We start from the raw sequence: 14,039 nt of genomic DNA on the forward strand, positions 1-14,039 counted from the left end.
TGAAGGTGAGAGATGCGCTCGTGGAGAGTCCCCTCACCCGGATTGCATTGACATGCAATCCGGCCTCTCCCCGCAAGCGGGGCGAGGCAAGAGAAGCTCTAGCACGCCCGCAGCGCGCCGTCCTCGCGCATCATCTCGACCAGCATGCCCTCGCGCAGGCCGCGATCGGCGACGCGGAGCCGCGGCATCGGGAACGCATTGCGGATCGCATCGAGGATCGCGCAGCCGGCGAGCACCAGATCGGCGCGCTCGACGCTGATGCAGTTGTTGTTGACGCGCGCCTCATAGCTCATGCCGAGCAGCCTCTGGATCGTCGCGGTGACGTCGCAATCGTTCATCCAGATGCCGTCGATGCGGCGGCGGTCATAGCGCGACAGATTGAGGAACACGCCGGCGAGCGTGGTCACGGTACCCGATGTGCCGAGCATGTGCATGTCGCGCAGATCCTTGCCGTGCTCGGCCGCGAACGGCGCGACGTGCCGCGCGACCTCGTCGATCATCTGCGCATACAGATCCCGGGTGACGTTCCTGCCGCCGAAATGTTCGGCCAGCGTGACGACGCCGAGCGGGATCGACATCCACGCCTTGATGCGTGGCGGCGCGTCGGGCGCGTTGGGCTCGCGCTCGATCCGCACCAGCTCGGTCGAGCCGCCGCCGATATCGAACAGGATGGCGCCCCGCCCCTTCGGATCGAGCAGCGGCGAGCAGCCGATCACGGCGAGCGTCGCCTCGGTCTCACGATCGATCACCTCGAGCTTGATGCCGGTCTCGGCCGCGACACGCGCGCGAAAGCTCTCGGCGTTGCCGGCGGCGCGGCAGGCCTCGGTTGCGATCAGTCGCAGCCGGCGCGCCTTGCGATAGCGGATCTTGTCGCTGCAGATGGCAAGCGCGGCGATCGCACGCTCGATCGCGGCCTCGCTGATCGAGCCGGTGGCGGCGATGCCCTCGCCTAGCCGGATGATCCGCGAGAAGGAATCGACCACGCGGAACCCGTCGCCGGTGGGACAGGCGATCAACAGCCGGCAATTGTTGGTGCCAAGGTCGAGCGCGGCGTAGACGCCACTTTCCGCCGCTGCCGCAACCAACCCTGGCGGGGCTTCGCTGGCCGGGGGGCCGTCGCAAAGCCGCACATGGTCGTTCATCAAAACTGTCTTTCCGCAGGACCCCGAGGTGGATCCAGGAGGATCCTTGGGCCCGCCGAATAATTGTCGTTCACGGAAACTTTAGCAGCGTCAAAGCCCTACGCAACTCCGTTCACATTGGGTCCATGCCCAATCGGGCGTTGTCGTTAAGGGGGGCGTACGTTATCTCCTCAACGCCCCCAAACTCCAGCAAATCCGGGCATTTCAGGTCATTTTCGATGCAAGATCACACGCCGCCTGCCTCTCTCGAAAACGCTATCGCACTGCAAAAATACGGTGTCGGACAGCCTGTTCGACGAAAGGAGGACGACACCCTGGTGCGTGGCAAGGGCAAATACACCGACGATTTCTCCCTGCCGGGCCAGGCGTATTGCTGGATGGTTCGCTCCTCCCATGCCCATGGACTCATCAAGGGCATCGATACGGCGGCCGCCAAGGCGATGCCGGGCGTGCTCGGGGTTTGGACCGGCGCCGACCTTGCGGCCGCCGGCTACAACCCCTTCACCTGCGGCCTGCCGCTGAAGAACCGCGACGGCTCGCCGCTCAAGCAGACCAACCGCCCCGCGCTCGTGACCGACAAGGTGCGCTTCGTCGGCGATCCCGTAGCCTTCGTGGTCGCGGAGACCGCGGCGCAGGCGCGCGACGCGGCCGAGGCCGTGGAGGTCGATATCGAACCGCTGCCGGCGGTGACCGACGCGGCTGAAGCCGCCAAACCCGGCGCGCCGCAGCTCTATGACGACATCCCCGATAACGTCGCGCTCGACTATCACTATGGCGACACCGCCAAGATCGAGGCGGCGTTCGCCGGCGCGGCGCACGTCACCAAGCTCGACATCGTCAACACCCGCGTCGCCGTGGTCTCGATGGAGCCGCGCGTCGCCCTCGCCCACTACGACAAGAAAACCGAACGCTTCACGCTGCAGGTACCGACCCAGGGCGTCTCGGGCAACAAGGCGATCCTGGCGCGCCTGCTCAACGTGCCCGCCGACAAGGTCCGCATCCTCACCGGCAATGTCGGCGGCTCGTTCGGGATGAAGAACCTCAACTATCCCGAATACACCTGCATCGCGCATGCGGCGCGCGAGCTCGGCCGCCCGGTGAAGTGGCTGGACGAGCGCTCGACCAGCTTCCTCTCCGACAGCCAGGGCCGCGCGCAGCTGATCCATGCCGAGCTCGCGCTCGATGCCGACGGCAAGTTCCTCGCGGTGCGGCTGTCCGGCTACGGCAATCTCGGCGCCTACATCACCGGCGTCGCGCCGGGGCCGCTGTCGCTCAACACCGGCAAGAATCTCGCCAGCGTCTATCGCACGCCGCTGCTCGGCGTCGACATCAAGACGGTCCTGACCAACACCACGCTGATGGGCGCCTATCGCGGCGCCGGCCGGCCCGAGGCCAATTACTACATGGAACGGCTGATCGATGCCGCCGCCGACGAGATGGGCATCAACCGCTTCACGCTGCGCAAGCGCAACTTCATCAAGCCGTCGCAGCTGCCCTTCCCGGCGGCCTCCGGCGTCACCTATGACAGCGGCGATTTCGCCGGCGTGTTCCAGAAGGCGCTCGAGATCTCCGATTACGAGAACTTCGCCAAGCGCAAGAAGGAGAGCAAGAAGAGCGGCAAGCTGCGCGGCATCGCCGTCGGCTCCTATCTCGAGGTCACCGCGCCGCCGAGCGGCGAGCTCGGCAAGATCAGCTTCGAGCCCGACGGCTCGGTGAAGCTCACCACCGGCACGCTGGATTACGGCCAGGGCCACGCCACCCCGTTCGCGCAGGTGCTGTCCGACCAGCTCGGGGTACCCTTCGAGAAGATCACGCTCGAACAGGGCGACAGCGACCTCGTCCGCTTCGGCAACGGCACCGGCGGCTCGCGCTCGATTACCGCGACTGGCCAGGCGATCGTCGAGGCTTCCGCGCTGGTGGTCGAGAAGGGCAAGAAGGCGGCCGCGCATATGCTGGAGGCTTCCGAGGCCGACATCGAATTCGGCGCCGGCCGCTTCACCATCGCCGGCACCGACCGCTCGATCGGCATCATGGAGCTCGCCGAGCGGATGCGTGCGGGCAAGATGCCCGAGGGCACGCCGGAGACGCTCGACGTCGATCACGCCACCAAGGAGACGGCGTCGACCTTCCCGAACGGCTGCCACGTCGCCGAGGTCGAGATCGATCCCGACACCGGCGTGACGCGGATCGTGCGCTACTCCGCGGTCAACGATTTCGGCGTCGTGGTCAATCCGATGATCGTCGCGGGCCAGCTCCACGGCGGCGTCGCGCAGGGCATCGGCCAGGCGCTGATGGAGGAAGTCAGCTACGACGCCTCCGGCCAGCCGATCACCGGCTCGTTCATGGACTACGCGCTGCCACGTGCCGGCGACGTGCCGTCGATGCTGGTCGGCGATCATCCCTCGCCGGCGAAATCCAACCCGCTCGGCACCAAGGGCTGCGGCGAGGCCGGCTGCGCCGGCAGCCTCGTTTGCATCGTCAACGCCGTGGTCGACGCGCTGTCGGAGTACGGCATCAGGCACATCAACATGCCGCTGACGCCGGAACGCGTCTGGCGCGCGATCCAGGATGCCAAGGCGAAGGCGGCGTAAGGCAACCTGCCACCACCACATCACTGTCATCACCCGCGAAAGCGGGTGATCCAGTATTCCAGAGACGCCAGCGATAGAGCCGAGGGGCCGCGGCGTACTGGATACCCCGCATGCGCGGGGTATGACACCTGTGGCGTGGAGACGACGTGCCCCTTCCCTAGGCCGCAGCCTGCTCGCGCGGCTGGGTGATCGCGATGTGCCAGCAATGTGCGAGCGGCACACCGTTGCCGAGCACCAGCGCATCGAGCTCGACGAAGCGGTGGCCCTTCTTGTCGTAATTGCCGGTCACCTTGGCGCGCGCGGTCAGCTCGTCGCCGATCTTGCCGGCCGACAGCAGCTGCATGCGGGTGCCGACATGGATCCAGGGCCCGAGGACCGCATTGTCGACCAGGACCTTGTTCATCACCCGCGGCAGCAGGCCGGGATGGCCGAGACCTTCGCGTAGATAGATCGGGTCGGTCTCCCTGATATCGGCGAGATATTCCTTCGCGGCATCGCCCGACCAGTCGCGCGGGATGGTGCCGAGCCACTTGCCCTCTTCATAGGACGACGCGCTGACCGGCTTGCGCTCGGCGACCGCGGCGACCTGCTTGTAGTCGTCGAGCACAAATTTCGGCGCGGATGCCGGCAGCGATGCGGTGCCGGTGGCGCAGAGCTCGCCGCGGCTGTGGAGCTCGATCGTGAGCCCATTGCCGGTCTCCTGTCCGGTCAATTCCGCGATCTCGCCGTCATAGACCGGCTTCACGAAGCGGGCCTCGATCAGACCGCGTTCGAGGAAATCGCGGCCCCATTTCTCGACCGGCAGGTGCATCATGTAGGCCATCACATCGACGCCGGGGACCAGCCCGCCGGAAAAGCCGAACTTCCGCGCCACCGTGTCGTCGTGGATCTTGTTCTCCGACAGTTTCGAGGTGTTGTACGCCGAGACGCGGTAGGTCAGCGAAGCCGTCTTCGAATCCATGGGGTTTCCCCTTATTTCCGTTGTTTTTCTCAGGCAATCGTAGTCGAACCGGTCAGCGTGACAAGCCTCTCGTTTTGCTCGCAATTTTCCGCCCGATGGAGTACACGCAGGCTGCGCCTGCCAACCCAGGAATCGATGACTGAAACCCCTGCCCCCACCCGCATCTATGTCGACGCCGACGCCTGCCCGGTGAAGGACGAGATCTATCGCGTCGCGATCCGGCACGGCGTGCCCGTCAGCATGGTCGCGGGCAATTTCATCCGCGTGCCGCAGGATCCGCTGATCGAGCGCATCGCCGCAGGTTCCGGCATGGATGCGGCCGACGACTGGATCGCGGAACGCGCGCGTGAGGGCGACATCGTGATCACTGCGGACATTCCGCTGGCGAGCCGCTGCGTCAAAGCCGGCGCCGATGTGATCGCGCCGAACGGCAAGCCGTTCACCGAACAGTCGATCGGCATGACGCTCGCGGTGCGCAATCTGATGACCGATCTGCGCTCGTCGGGCGAGATCACCGGCGGGCCGAAATCATACTCGCCGCGCGACCGCTCGACCTTCCTGTCGACGCTCGACCAGACCATCCGCCGCATCCTGCGCCGCCGCGCCGAGCAGGCGCAGGCGAGCCAGCAGGGTTAGCGCGATGGCTCCGCCTCCTCTCATCCAGCTCAAGGACATCAGCCTGACCTTCGGCGGCACGCCGCTGCTCACCGGCGTCGAGCTCTCGGTCTCCGCCGGCGAGCGCGTCTGCCTGATCGGCCGCAACGGCTCCGGCAAGTCGACGCTGCTGCGGATCGCGGCCGGCCTGGTCGAGCCGGACGCGGGCAGCCGCTTCGTGCAGCCCGGCGCGACCATCCGCTATCTTCCGCAGGAGCCGGACTTCGGCGACCACAAGACGACGCTCGCCTATGTCGAGGCCGGCCTCGGCCCCGGCGACGACCACTACCAGGCGCGCTATCTGCTCGAACAGCTCGGCCTCAGCGGCGAGGAAGATCCGGCGCATGTCTCCGGCGGTGAGGCGCGCCGTGCGGCGCTGGCCCGCGTGCTGGCGCCCTCGCCCGATATCCTGCTGCTGGACGAGCCGACCAACCATCTCGACCTGCCGACCATCGAATGGCTCGAGGGCGAACTGGAAAGCCGGCGCTGCGCGCTGGTGCTGATCAGCCATGACCGCCGCTTCCTCACCAATTTGTCGCGCACCACGGCCTGGCTCGACCGCGGCCAGATCAGGCAGATCGACCGCGGCTTCGGCGCCTTCGAGGCGTGGCGTGACGAGGTGCTGGCGGAGGAAGAGCGCGAGCAGCACAAGCTCGACCGCAAGATCGTCAACGAGGAGCACTGGCTGCGCTACGGCGTCTCCGGACGCCGCAAGCGCAACGTCAAGCGGCTCGGCAATCTCTTCGCGCTGCGCGACCAGCGCCGCAACTATCGCGGCGCCACCGGCAATGCCACGCTCGCCGCCACCGAGGCCGAAAAGTCCGGCCGGCTGGTGATCGAGGCCAAGAACATCGCGAAGGCGTTCGGCGAGCGCAGGATCGTCGACGGCTTCTCGACCCGGATCCAGCGCGGCGACCGGCTCGGCATCGTAGGTCCCAACGGCGCCGGCAAGACCACGCTGGTGCATCTGCTGATCGGCAACGATCCGCCCGACTCCGGTTCGGTGCGGCTCGGGGCCAATATCGAAATGGCGACGCTCGACCAGCATCGCGAAAGCCTCGACCCGAAGCTGACGCTGGCCGAGGCGCTGACCGGCGGCCGCGGCGATCACGTCATGGTCGGCGACAAGTCGAAGCACGTCATCGGCTACATGAAGGACTTCCTGTTCGCGCAGGAGCAGCGCGGCACGCCGCTGGAGGCGCTCTCCGGCGGCGAGCGCGGCCGCCTGATGCTGGCGCGCGCGCTGGCCAAGCCGTCCAACCTCTTGATCCTGGACGAGCCGACCAACGACCTCGATCTCGAAACCCTCGACGTGCTCGAGGACATGCTCGGCGATTACGAGGGCACGGTGATCCTGATCAGCCACGACCGTGATTTCCTCGACCGCGTGGTAACGTCGGTGATCGTGCCCGAAGGCCAGGGGCGCTGGATCGAATATGCCGGCGGCTATTCCGACATGCTGGCGCAGCGTCGCGCCGACGTGAAGCGCGAGACGGTGAAGGCGGATGCCGCGACCGACGAGAAGAAGGAAGCCAGGGCCGCGGCGCCCGAAGCGGCACCGAGGCGCCGGCTGAGCTTCAACGAGAAGCACGCGCTGGAAACCTTGCCGAAGACCATCGACAAGCTGCACACCGAGATCGCCAAGCAGCAGAAGCTGCTCGACGATCCCGATCTCTATACAAGGGATCGCAAGACATTCGACGCCGCCTCGGCCGCGATCGCAAAGGCGCAGCAAGAACTCGCCGCCGCCGAGGACCGCTGGCTCGAACTCGAAGTGCTGCGCGAAGAGATCGAACAGGCATGAACACAGTGATTCTTGCCGTCATTGCGAGGAGCGGAGCGACGAAGCAATCCATGGTGCCGCATAGGCGGTGAAATGGATTGCTTCGCTTCGCTCGCAATGACGAGAACGTCAAACTGGAGCCACCCCGATGACCACGCCCCTCGCCGCCAAGATCGCCAAGGAATACGGCACGCCCTGCGCCGTGATCGACATGGACCGGGTCGAGCGCAACATCGCGCGCATCCAGAAGGCCTGCGACGAGGCCGGCGTCGCCAACCGTCCGCACATCAAGACCCACAAGAACCCGATGCTGGCGCAGCTGCAGATCAAGGCCGGCGCCAAAGGTATCACGTGCCAGAAGCTCGGCGAGGCCGAGATCATGGCGGACGCTGGCATCGACAACATCCTGATCAGCTACAATCTGCTCGGTGACGAGAAGATGGCACGGCTCGGCGCGCTGCAAGCAAGGGCCAACGTCACCGTCGCCGCCGACAATTCCGTCGTCGTCGGCGATCTGCCGAAGGCCGCCGCCGCCTCCGGCCGCCCGCTCTCGGTCGTGGTCGAATGCGACACCGGCCGCAAGCGCGCCGGCGTCGAGACCCCGGCCGAGGCGATCGCGCTGGCGCGCGAGATCGCGGCCTCCAAGGGCCTCACCTTCGCGGGCTTCATGCTGTACCCGACCGAGACCGGCTGGGCCGATGCGCAGAAATTCTACGACGAGGCGCTGGCCGGCGTGCGCGCCCACGGCCTCGACGCGACAATCGTCTCCACCGGCGGCACGCCGAACCTGAAGAATCTCGGCAAGCTGAGGGGCGGCACCGAGCATCGCTTCGGCACCTACATCTACAACGACCGCATGCAGGTCGCGGCCGGCGTCGCCACCTGGGACGATTGCGCGCTGCACATCTACTCCACCGTCGTCAGCCGCGCCGGCCCCGAGCGCGGCATCCTCGACGCCGGCTCCAAGACGCTGACCTCTGACACCGGCGGCCTCGAAGGCCACGGCCTGATCCTCGAACATCCCGAGGCCAGGATCGCGCGCTTCGCCGAGGAGCACGGCTTCCTCGATCTCTCCCGCAGCAACACCCGGCCCAATGTCGGCGACGTGGTGCGGATCGTGCCCAATCATGTTTGTGTCGTCGTCAACATGATGGACGAGGTCGTGATGGTGCGCGGTGACGAGATCATCGGTGCGTTGCCGGTGACCGCCCGGGGCAAGCTGCGCTAGCCGCATCCCGCGACCTCGTAGGATGGGTAGAGCGCAGCGAAACCCATCATGCTTCCGCGCAGAAAGGTGATGGGTTTCGCTTCGCTCTACCCATCCTACGCATTACCCCCGCATCAGCGCCTGCAGCTCGCGATCCAGCGCCGAGCGAAACACCTCGATCGGCCCGGCCAGGCGGCCGGCGGGCGGGCGATGCACGATCCAGGCGCGGACTGCCGGATTGAAATCCGCGATCTTCACGGCCTTGAGCCGGCTGCGGATCGGGCTTCGCTTCAGCGCCACCGGCGTCACGAGGCCGATGCCGAGCCCGCGCGCCACCAGCGACAGGCGCAGCTCGCTGTCGAGCGCCTCGACCGCGATGTTGAACGGCAGATGCGCCGCATCGAAATGGCGCTTCAGCGTCTGGCGGAAGCCGCAGCCGTCCTGGTTGATCACCCATCCGGTCCGCGACAGCCATTCGAGATCGACCGACTTCGGCGTCTTCATGTCGCGCGCGACGACGAACACCACCGGCTGCGCGCCGAGATCGGAGGCCTCGAGATCGTCGGGCGGCGCGGTGCCGTCCGGCAGGCAGATCGCCGCGGCATCGAGCTCGTTGCGGCTGACCCGCTCCATGTGGTTGGGCGACCAGCCCGAGACGACGCGCACCGCCAGCGCCGGAAATTCGCCGCGCACTGCGTCGAGCGGACCGGTGAGCCCCGCCTCCGACAAGAACGGCGTCAGGCCGAGCCTGAACTCGCCGCGCACCACACCGTCATTGGCGACGCCTGACTTGAGGTCGTCGAGCATGCGCAGCAGCCGGCGGCCTTGCTCATAGGCCTCGATTCCCGCCGCCGTCGGCTTCAGCGGCTTGGAGAGCCGGTCGAGCAGCTGCGCGCCGAGCATGTCCTCGAGATTCTGGATCCGCCGCGTCACGCCGGGCTGGGTCAGGTTCAGCCGCGCCGAGGCCGCGACGATCGATCCGGTCTCGACCACGGCGACGAACGCCACGAGGTCATGGGTGTTCATAACAATCTCGCATATTCTTCATCATCTTATTTGAATTGTAGCATATTAGACCGATCCCTTAAAGGAGGGCCTCGCCACTCCATCGCGAGGCTCCATGACAATCTCCGAAGCCACCAAACTCTCCCCGGCGCGCACCGTCGCCGTGCGTCCCCTGATCTGGATCGGCGCCATCACGACCGGCACCGTCGTCACCAATCTCTTTGCGCCACAGATCCTCGTCGGCCTGATGGGCCGCTCGCTCGGCATGACTGCGCTGCAGGCCGGCCTAATCTCGACGCTGACCCTGCTCGGCTACGCGCTCGGGCTGCTGCTGCTGGTGCCGCTGGTCGACCTCGTCGAGAACAAGCGGCTTATCCTGCGGACGCTGGCCTGCGCCATCGTGGCGGCGATCGGCACCGCGATGGCGCCGACGCCGCTGATCCTGCTCGCCGCCACCTTCATCCTCGGCGCCTCCTGCGCCGCGATCCAGATGGTGGTGCCGCTGGTGGCGTCGATGGTGCCGCCGGAGCGCCGGGGACAGGCGATCGGCGACGTCATGAGCGGCCTGATGATCGGCATCCTGCTGTCGCGGCCGATGGCGAGCCTGATCGCGGACAGCTGGAACTGGCGCGGCTACTATGTCACCTCAGCCGTGCTGATGACGGTGCTCGCCGCAGCACTGGCGCGCACCCTGCCGACGCTGCAGCCAGCGGCGAAGGTCAGCTACGGCGCGCTGCTGCGTTCGTTCCCGACACTGCTGCGCGAGGAGCCGGTACTGCGCGTTCGCTCCTGGACCGCGGCGCTGGTGATGGCCTCGTTCACTGCGTTCTGGGCCGCCGTGGCGCTGCGCCTGCCGGATGCGCCGTTCAAGCTCGACGCCAGGGGGATCGCGCTGTTCGCGCTGATCGGCGTTGCCGGCGCTGTCGCGACACCGCTGGCCGGTCGCTGGGGCGACCGTGGCCTGGCACGGCCGATGCTGATCGGCTCGCACCTCCTGATATCGGCATCGCTCGCGCTCTGCGCTTGGGCCGGTGTGCTGGAGTCGCGGATCGCAGCACTCGTCGTGCTGAGCCTCGGCACCATCCTGCTCGATCTCGGCATCACCACCGACCAGACGCTCGGCCGCCGCGCCGTCAACCTGCTGCGCCCCGAGGCGCGCGGCCGGATCAACGGCCTGTTCGTGGCGCTGTTCTTCATCGGCGGCGCGGTCGGCGCGGCCGCGGCATCCGCGGCGTGGAGCTTTGGTGGATGGACCGCGGTGTGTGCGGTGGCTGCGGTGTTCGGCGTGCTCGGCCTAATCACGGACATTGCGACGAAGACGGGATCGGAGTGAGTGGCATCGCGTAGGATGGGTAGAGCCAACGGGTCCGCGCAAAGCGCGGCCCGATGATAAACTCCGCGAAACCCATCATGTCTCCGCGCGGTAGAAAGTCGATGGGTTTCGCTGCGCTCTACCCATCCTACGAATTGAGCCAATTCAACACTCCCTTCCCAGCTGCCACGCCCGTTGCAAACGACGCCTGCAACAGATAGCCGCCGGTCGGCGCTTCCCAATCGAGCATCTCACCGGCGGCGAAAACGCCGGGCAGCCGCCGCAGCATGAAATGCGCGTCGAGTTCGTCCAACCTGATGCCGCCGGCGCTCGAGATCGCGCGTACGATCGGCGCCACGCCTGACACCTTGATCGGCACCGCATTGATCAGCTCGGCCAATTCGGCCGGTGGCACCGCGGCCAGCGAACGGCCGGCGGCGACGGCCGCCTCCTGCAACAGCCCGATGCCGACCGGCGAGAGCTGCGCGGCCTTGCGCAGGAAATTGGACAAGGATTGCTTGCCCTTCGGCGCCGACAGACGCTCGACCAGTTCGTCGCGCGCGGCATCGGGCCGCAACGCCACCGTCAGTGTCGCCGTTCCCTTCGCGAGCACCGCCTCGCGCAATTCCGCCGACAGCGCATAGATGGCGCCGCCCTCGATGCCGGCGCGGGTGACGATCGCCTCGCCGCGCACCGTATGCGGACCAATCGTGAGCGCGACGCCCTTGAGCGGCTGGCCCTCGAACCTGTCGCGGAAGATATCCGACCAGGCAACCGTGAAGCCGGAATTGGCTGGCTTGATCGGCGCCACGGCAACGCCCTTTGCGGCAAGGATATCCGCCCACGCGCCGTCGGAGCCGAGCCGCGGCCAGCTCGCGCCGCCGAGTGCCAGCACGGTCGCATCGGCCTTGACCACGCGCGGGCCGTCCGGCGTCTCGAACAGCAGTGCGCCGCGCGCGTCCCATCCAACCCAGCGATGCCGGAATGCAAATTGCACGCCCGCGGCATCGAGCCGCCGCAGCCAGGCGCGCAGCAGGGGCGATGCCTTGAACGCCACGGGAAACACCCGGCCGCTGCTGCCGACAAATGTCGGCTGCCCCAGCGCCTCGCTCCAGGCCCGTAATGCGTCGGGCGGAAATGCCTCGACCGCAGCCTTCAGACGCGGCAGCGCCTCGCGATAGCGCGCAAGGAAATCCGGCAGCGGTTCGGAGTGGGTGAGATTGAGCCCGCCACGGCCGGCCATCAGGAATTTGCGGCCGGCCGACGGCATCGCGTCGTAGACAGTGACCTGTGCGCCACCTTGCGCGAGCACCTCCGCCGCCATCAGGCCGGCAGGTCCGGCTCCGACGACGGCGACGGTCATGCTCAGAGCTTGATCCCGGCCCGCGCGGCGGCCTGGGCGACATACTTCTGGGTCTGCTCGAACGCGCCCTGCAGCGCCTTCGCGGTCGACATGTCGCTGATCGCATTGAAGTGCGCCGCGACGCCGTCCGGCGTCCATTCGGACTGCGGCAGGTTGACGCCTTCGGTCTCCAGCACGCGGATCACGGCAAACGAGCCGGCGCCGGCGCCCATGATGGTGCGGGTCGGCGCGTCCTCCGAGAGGAGGAATTCGACCGCAGGCGTGATCGCTTCCGGCTTCATCAGCGCCAGCGCCTGCGGCGGCAGCAATTCCTCGGTCATGCGGGTCGCAGCCGTCGGCGAGATGGTGTTGACCTTGATGTTATTCTTGCGGCCCTCTTCGGCGAGCACGTTCATCAGGCCGACCATGCCGGCCTTCGCCGCGCCGTAATTGGCCTGGCCGAAATTGCCGAACAGGCCGGACGACGAGGTCGTCAGCACGATGCGGCCGTAATTGCGCTCGCGCATGCCGGCCCACACCGCCTTGCAGCAGTAGAATGTGCCGGTGAGATGCACGTCGAGCACCTTGGCCCAGTCGGCAACCTCGAGCTTGGTGAACGACTTGTCGCGCAGGATGCCGGCATTGGCGCACAAGAGATCGACGCTGCCCCATTCCTTGGTGGCGCGCTCGACCATCGCGGTGACCTGCTCGAAGTTCGAGACGTCGGCGCCGTCGGCCGTCGCGGTGCCGCCGGCTTTCCGGATCTCCTCGACCACGGTCTCGGCCGGCGACAGCGACCCACCGGTGCCGTCGCGCGCGCCGCCGAAATCGTTGACCACCACCTTGGCGCCGCGGCTGGCGAGCCCCAGCGCATGCGCCCGTCCGAGACCATTGCCCGCGCCGGTGACGATAGCGACGCGTCCGTCAAACCTGATTGCCATGCTTGTCATTCCTGCTCTGACTTCCCTTCTGCCCTTGTGGGAGAAGGTGGCGCGCGCGAGCGCGCCGGATGAGGGGTTCTCTCCACGGATGAGCACGCGGAGAGAGACCCCTCACCCGGCTTCATCTCGCTCCGCTCGATTTCGCCACCCTCTCCCACAAGGGGAGAGGGTACATGCCCGAGCGGCATGAAAAGGTTGGGGACTTTTGAGCAGCGATGAATGGCCGGGTCAAGCCCGGCCGGGCAGCCAGGCACGGCCAGCGGGCGCGCTAGACCGAAGGGGTCATCGACCCGCAGGGTTTCAGGCTTTTGAGCAGATGCCCGCTCCAGCACTCGTGATGCTCTTGAGCGTAGCTAATCGCGCCAATCACAATCAAGGCGACTACGACAATTCCGGCGACGATGTTTTGCACCATGGCTGCCACTCCCGGGACCGCACCGCCTAAAGCGGGCATCATGGACACCAGGGAACACAGCCGTCAATGCGCTACATAGGCCAGAGCAGCGCATCGCATAAAAAACCGATCGGGGTGGCTCGCTCCACCTCCCCCCCCCGCTTGCTTGCGGGAGAGGTGGCGCAACCCTTCGCGGTTGCAACACAACCGCGTCTCGTGACCGTTAGCTGAAATAGATCAGGCCGAGCCAGTCGGCGACCAGCGCGGGCTTTTCCTCGCCTTCGATCTCGACCGTGACGTTGGTGCGCGACAACAACTCCTTCGGCTTGCGTAGCGTGGCTTCGGCCAGCACGAAGCGGCCGCGAACGCGTTTTCCGGAGCGCACCGGCGAGATGAAGCGCAGCTTGTCGAAGCCGTAATTGACGCCCATCGCGGTGCCCTCGAGCACCGGCATCACCTCGTAGGACATGATCGACATCAGCGACATCGTGAGGAAGCCATGGGCGATCGTGGTGCCGAAGGCGGTCTCCTTCCTGGCGCGCTCAGGATCGACATGGATGAACTGGTGATCCTCGATCACGTCGGCATAGGTGTCGATGCGGCCCTGATCCAGCAGGTGCCACGAGGACACGCCGATCTCCTTGCCGACCATGCCCTGGTAGGTTTCCAGCGACACCGGCGGCTTCTTCCAGACTTCGTTCATTAAC

At 66.7% G+C, this 14,039-nt stretch carries 12 protein-coding genes; 5 read left to right on the plus strand and 7 right to left on the minus strand.

Translation table 11 applies throughout. The features are described from left to right. Positions 1 to 98 precede the first annotated feature (98 nt). The gene (locus tag IF803_RS02375; protein ID WP_461191142.1) at positions 99 to 1,142 is read right to left on the minus strand and encodes a Ppx/GppA phosphatase family protein; all 1,044 of its coding nucleotides are present in this window, start codon (positions 1,140 to 1,142) and stop codon (positions 99 to 101) included. A 218-nt stretch (positions 1,143 to 1,360) separates the two neighbouring features. Between IF803_RS02375 and IF803_RS02380 the strand changes: the two genes are divergently transcribed. Beyond that, positions 1,361 to 3,733: a xanthine dehydrogenase family protein molybdopterin-binding subunit gene (locus IF803_RS02380; protein WP_461191143.1), complete on the plus strand. Its 2,373-nt coding sequence runs from the start codon at positions 1,361 to 1,363 to the stop codon at positions 3,731 to 3,733. Between the two features lie 157 nt (positions 3,734 to 3,890). Here the strand turns inward: IF803_RS02380 and IF803_RS02385 are convergent, their stop codons facing one another. Continuing rightward, a complete protein-coding gene (locus IF803_RS02385) occupies positions 3,891 to 4,694 on the minus strand; it encodes a hypothetical protein (RefSeq protein WP_461191144.1) in 804 nt (267 codons plus the stop codon). Between the two features lie 135 nt (positions 4,695 to 4,829). On the opposite strand from IF803_RS02385, the gene IF803_RS02390 reads away from it, so the two are divergent. The 3 genes from IF803_RS02390 to IF803_RS02400 all read left to right on the plus strand — a co-directional run bounded on the left by IF803_RS02390 (position 4,830) and on the right by IF803_RS02400 (position 8,359). Continuing rightward, a complete protein-coding gene (locus tag IF803_RS02390; RefSeq protein WP_461191145.1) occupies positions 4,830 to 5,330 on the plus strand; it encodes a YaiI/YqxD family protein in 501 nt (166 codons plus the stop codon). Positions 5,331 to 5,334: 4 nt separating this feature from the next. Then, positions 5,335 to 7,152 carry an ABC-F family ATP-binding cassette domain-containing protein gene (locus IF803_RS02395; RefSeq protein WP_461191146.1) on the plus strand — a complete coding sequence of 606 codons (1,818 nt, stop codon included), beginning with the start codon at positions 5,335 to 5,337 and terminating at the stop codon, positions 7,150 to 7,152. A 127-nt stretch (positions 7,153 to 7,279) separates the two neighbouring features. Further along, positions 7,280 to 8,359, plus strand: a complete 1,080-nt coding sequence (locus tag IF803_RS02400; protein ID WP_461191147.1) for a D-TA family PLP-dependent enzyme — start codon at positions 7,280 to 7,282, stop codon at positions 8,357 to 8,359. Positions 8,360 to 8,461: 102 nt separating this feature from the next. On the opposite strand, the gene IF803_RS02405 is transcribed toward IF803_RS02400, so the two are convergent. Further along, positions 8,462 to 9,364, minus strand: a complete 903-nt coding sequence (locus tag IF803_RS02405; RefSeq protein WP_461191148.1) for a LysR family transcriptional regulator — start codon at positions 9,362 to 9,364, stop codon at positions 8,462 to 8,464. 94 nt (positions 9,365 to 9,458) lie between these two features. Here IF803_RS02405 and IF803_RS02410 point away from each other — a divergent pair, with 94 nt between their 5' ends. Then, entirely contained in the window at positions 9,459 to 10,676 is a 1,218-nt protein-coding gene (locus IF803_RS02410; RefSeq protein WP_461191149.1) for an MFS transporter, read from the plus strand. Between the two features lie 127 nt (positions 10,677 to 10,803). Here IF803_RS02410 and IF803_RS02415 read toward each other — a convergent pair whose 3' ends face one another. The 4 genes from IF803_RS02415 to IF803_RS02430 all read right to left on the minus strand — a co-directional run bounded on the left by IF803_RS02415 (position 10,804) and on the right by IF803_RS02430 (position 14,035). After that, on the minus strand, positions 10,804 to 12,018 hold the full coding sequence (locus IF803_RS02415; RefSeq protein ID WP_461191150.1) for a BaiN/RdsA family NAD(P)/FAD-dependent oxidoreductase: 1,215 nt from the start codon (positions 12,016 to 12,018) through the stop codon (positions 10,804 to 10,806). 2 nt (positions 12,019 to 12,020) lie between these two features. Beyond that, entirely contained in the window at positions 12,021 to 12,938 is a 918-nt protein-coding gene (locus IF803_RS02420; protein ID WP_461191151.1) for an SDR family NAD(P)-dependent oxidoreductase, read from the minus strand. A 268-nt stretch (positions 12,939 to 13,206) separates the two neighbouring features. Then, complete coding sequence (locus IF803_RS02425) at positions 13,207 to 13,353, minus strand: hypothetical protein (protein WP_225159189.1); 147 nt, start codon at positions 13,351 to 13,353, stop codon at positions 13,207 to 13,209. Between the two features lie 202 nt (positions 13,354 to 13,555). Then, a complete protein-coding gene (locus IF803_RS02430; RefSeq protein WP_016846543.1) occupies positions 13,556 to 14,035 on the minus strand; it encodes a MaoC family dehydratase in 480 nt (159 codons plus the stop codon). Positions 14,036 to 14,039 lie beyond the last annotated feature (4 nt).

The organism is Bradyrhizobium sp. UFLA06-06, from assembly GCF_054820065.1.

What these genes read in the sequence shown, in the direction of transcription:
- IF803_RS02375 (WP_461191142.1), bottom strand. Translation starts at nt 1,142, where the DNA reads ATGAACGACCATGTGCGGCTTTGCGACGGCCCCCCGGCCAGCGAAGCC.
- IF803_RS02380 (WP_461191143.1), top strand. Translation starts at nt 1,361, where the DNA reads ATGCAAGATCACACGCCGCCTGCCTCTCTCGAAAACGCTATCGCACTG.
- IF803_RS02385 (WP_461191144.1), bottom strand. Translation starts at nt 4,694, where the DNA reads ATGGATTCGAAGACGGCTTCGCTGACCTACCGCGTCTCGGCGTACAAC.
- IF803_RS02390 (WP_461191145.1), top strand. Translation starts at nt 4,830, where the DNA reads ATGACTGAAACCCCTGCCCCCACCCGCATCTATGTCGACGCCGACGCC.
- IF803_RS02395 (WP_461191146.1), top strand. Translation starts at nt 5,335, where the DNA reads ATGGCTCCGCCTCCTCTCATCCAGCTCAAGGACATCAGCCTGACCTTC.
- IF803_RS02400 (WP_461191147.1), top strand. Translation starts at nt 7,280, where the DNA reads ATGACCACGCCCCTCGCCGCCAAGATCGCCAAGGAATACGGCACGCCC.
- IF803_RS02405 (WP_461191148.1), bottom strand. Translation starts at nt 9,364, where the DNA reads ATGAACACCCATGACCTCGTGGCGTTCGTCGCCGTGGTCGAGACCGGA.
- IF803_RS02410 (WP_461191149.1), top strand. Translation starts at nt 9,459, where the DNA reads ATGACAATCTCCGAAGCCACCAAACTCTCCCCGGCGCGCACCGTCGCC.
- IF803_RS02415 (WP_461191150.1), bottom strand. Translation starts at nt 12,018, where the DNA reads ATGACCGTCGCCGTCGTCGGAGCCGGACCTGCCGGCCTGATGGCGGCG.
- IF803_RS02420 (WP_461191151.1), bottom strand. Translation starts at nt 12,938, where the DNA reads ATGGCAATCAGGTTTGACGGACGCGTCGCTATCGTCACCGGCGCGGGC.
- IF803_RS02425 (WP_225159189.1), bottom strand. Translation starts at nt 13,353, where the DNA reads ATGGTGCAAAACATCGTCGCCGGAATTGTCGTAGTCGCCTTGATTGTG.
- IF803_RS02430 (WP_016846543.1), bottom strand. Translation starts at nt 14,035, where the DNA reads ATGAACGAAGTCTGGAAGAAGCCGCCGGTGTCGCTGGAAACCTACCAG.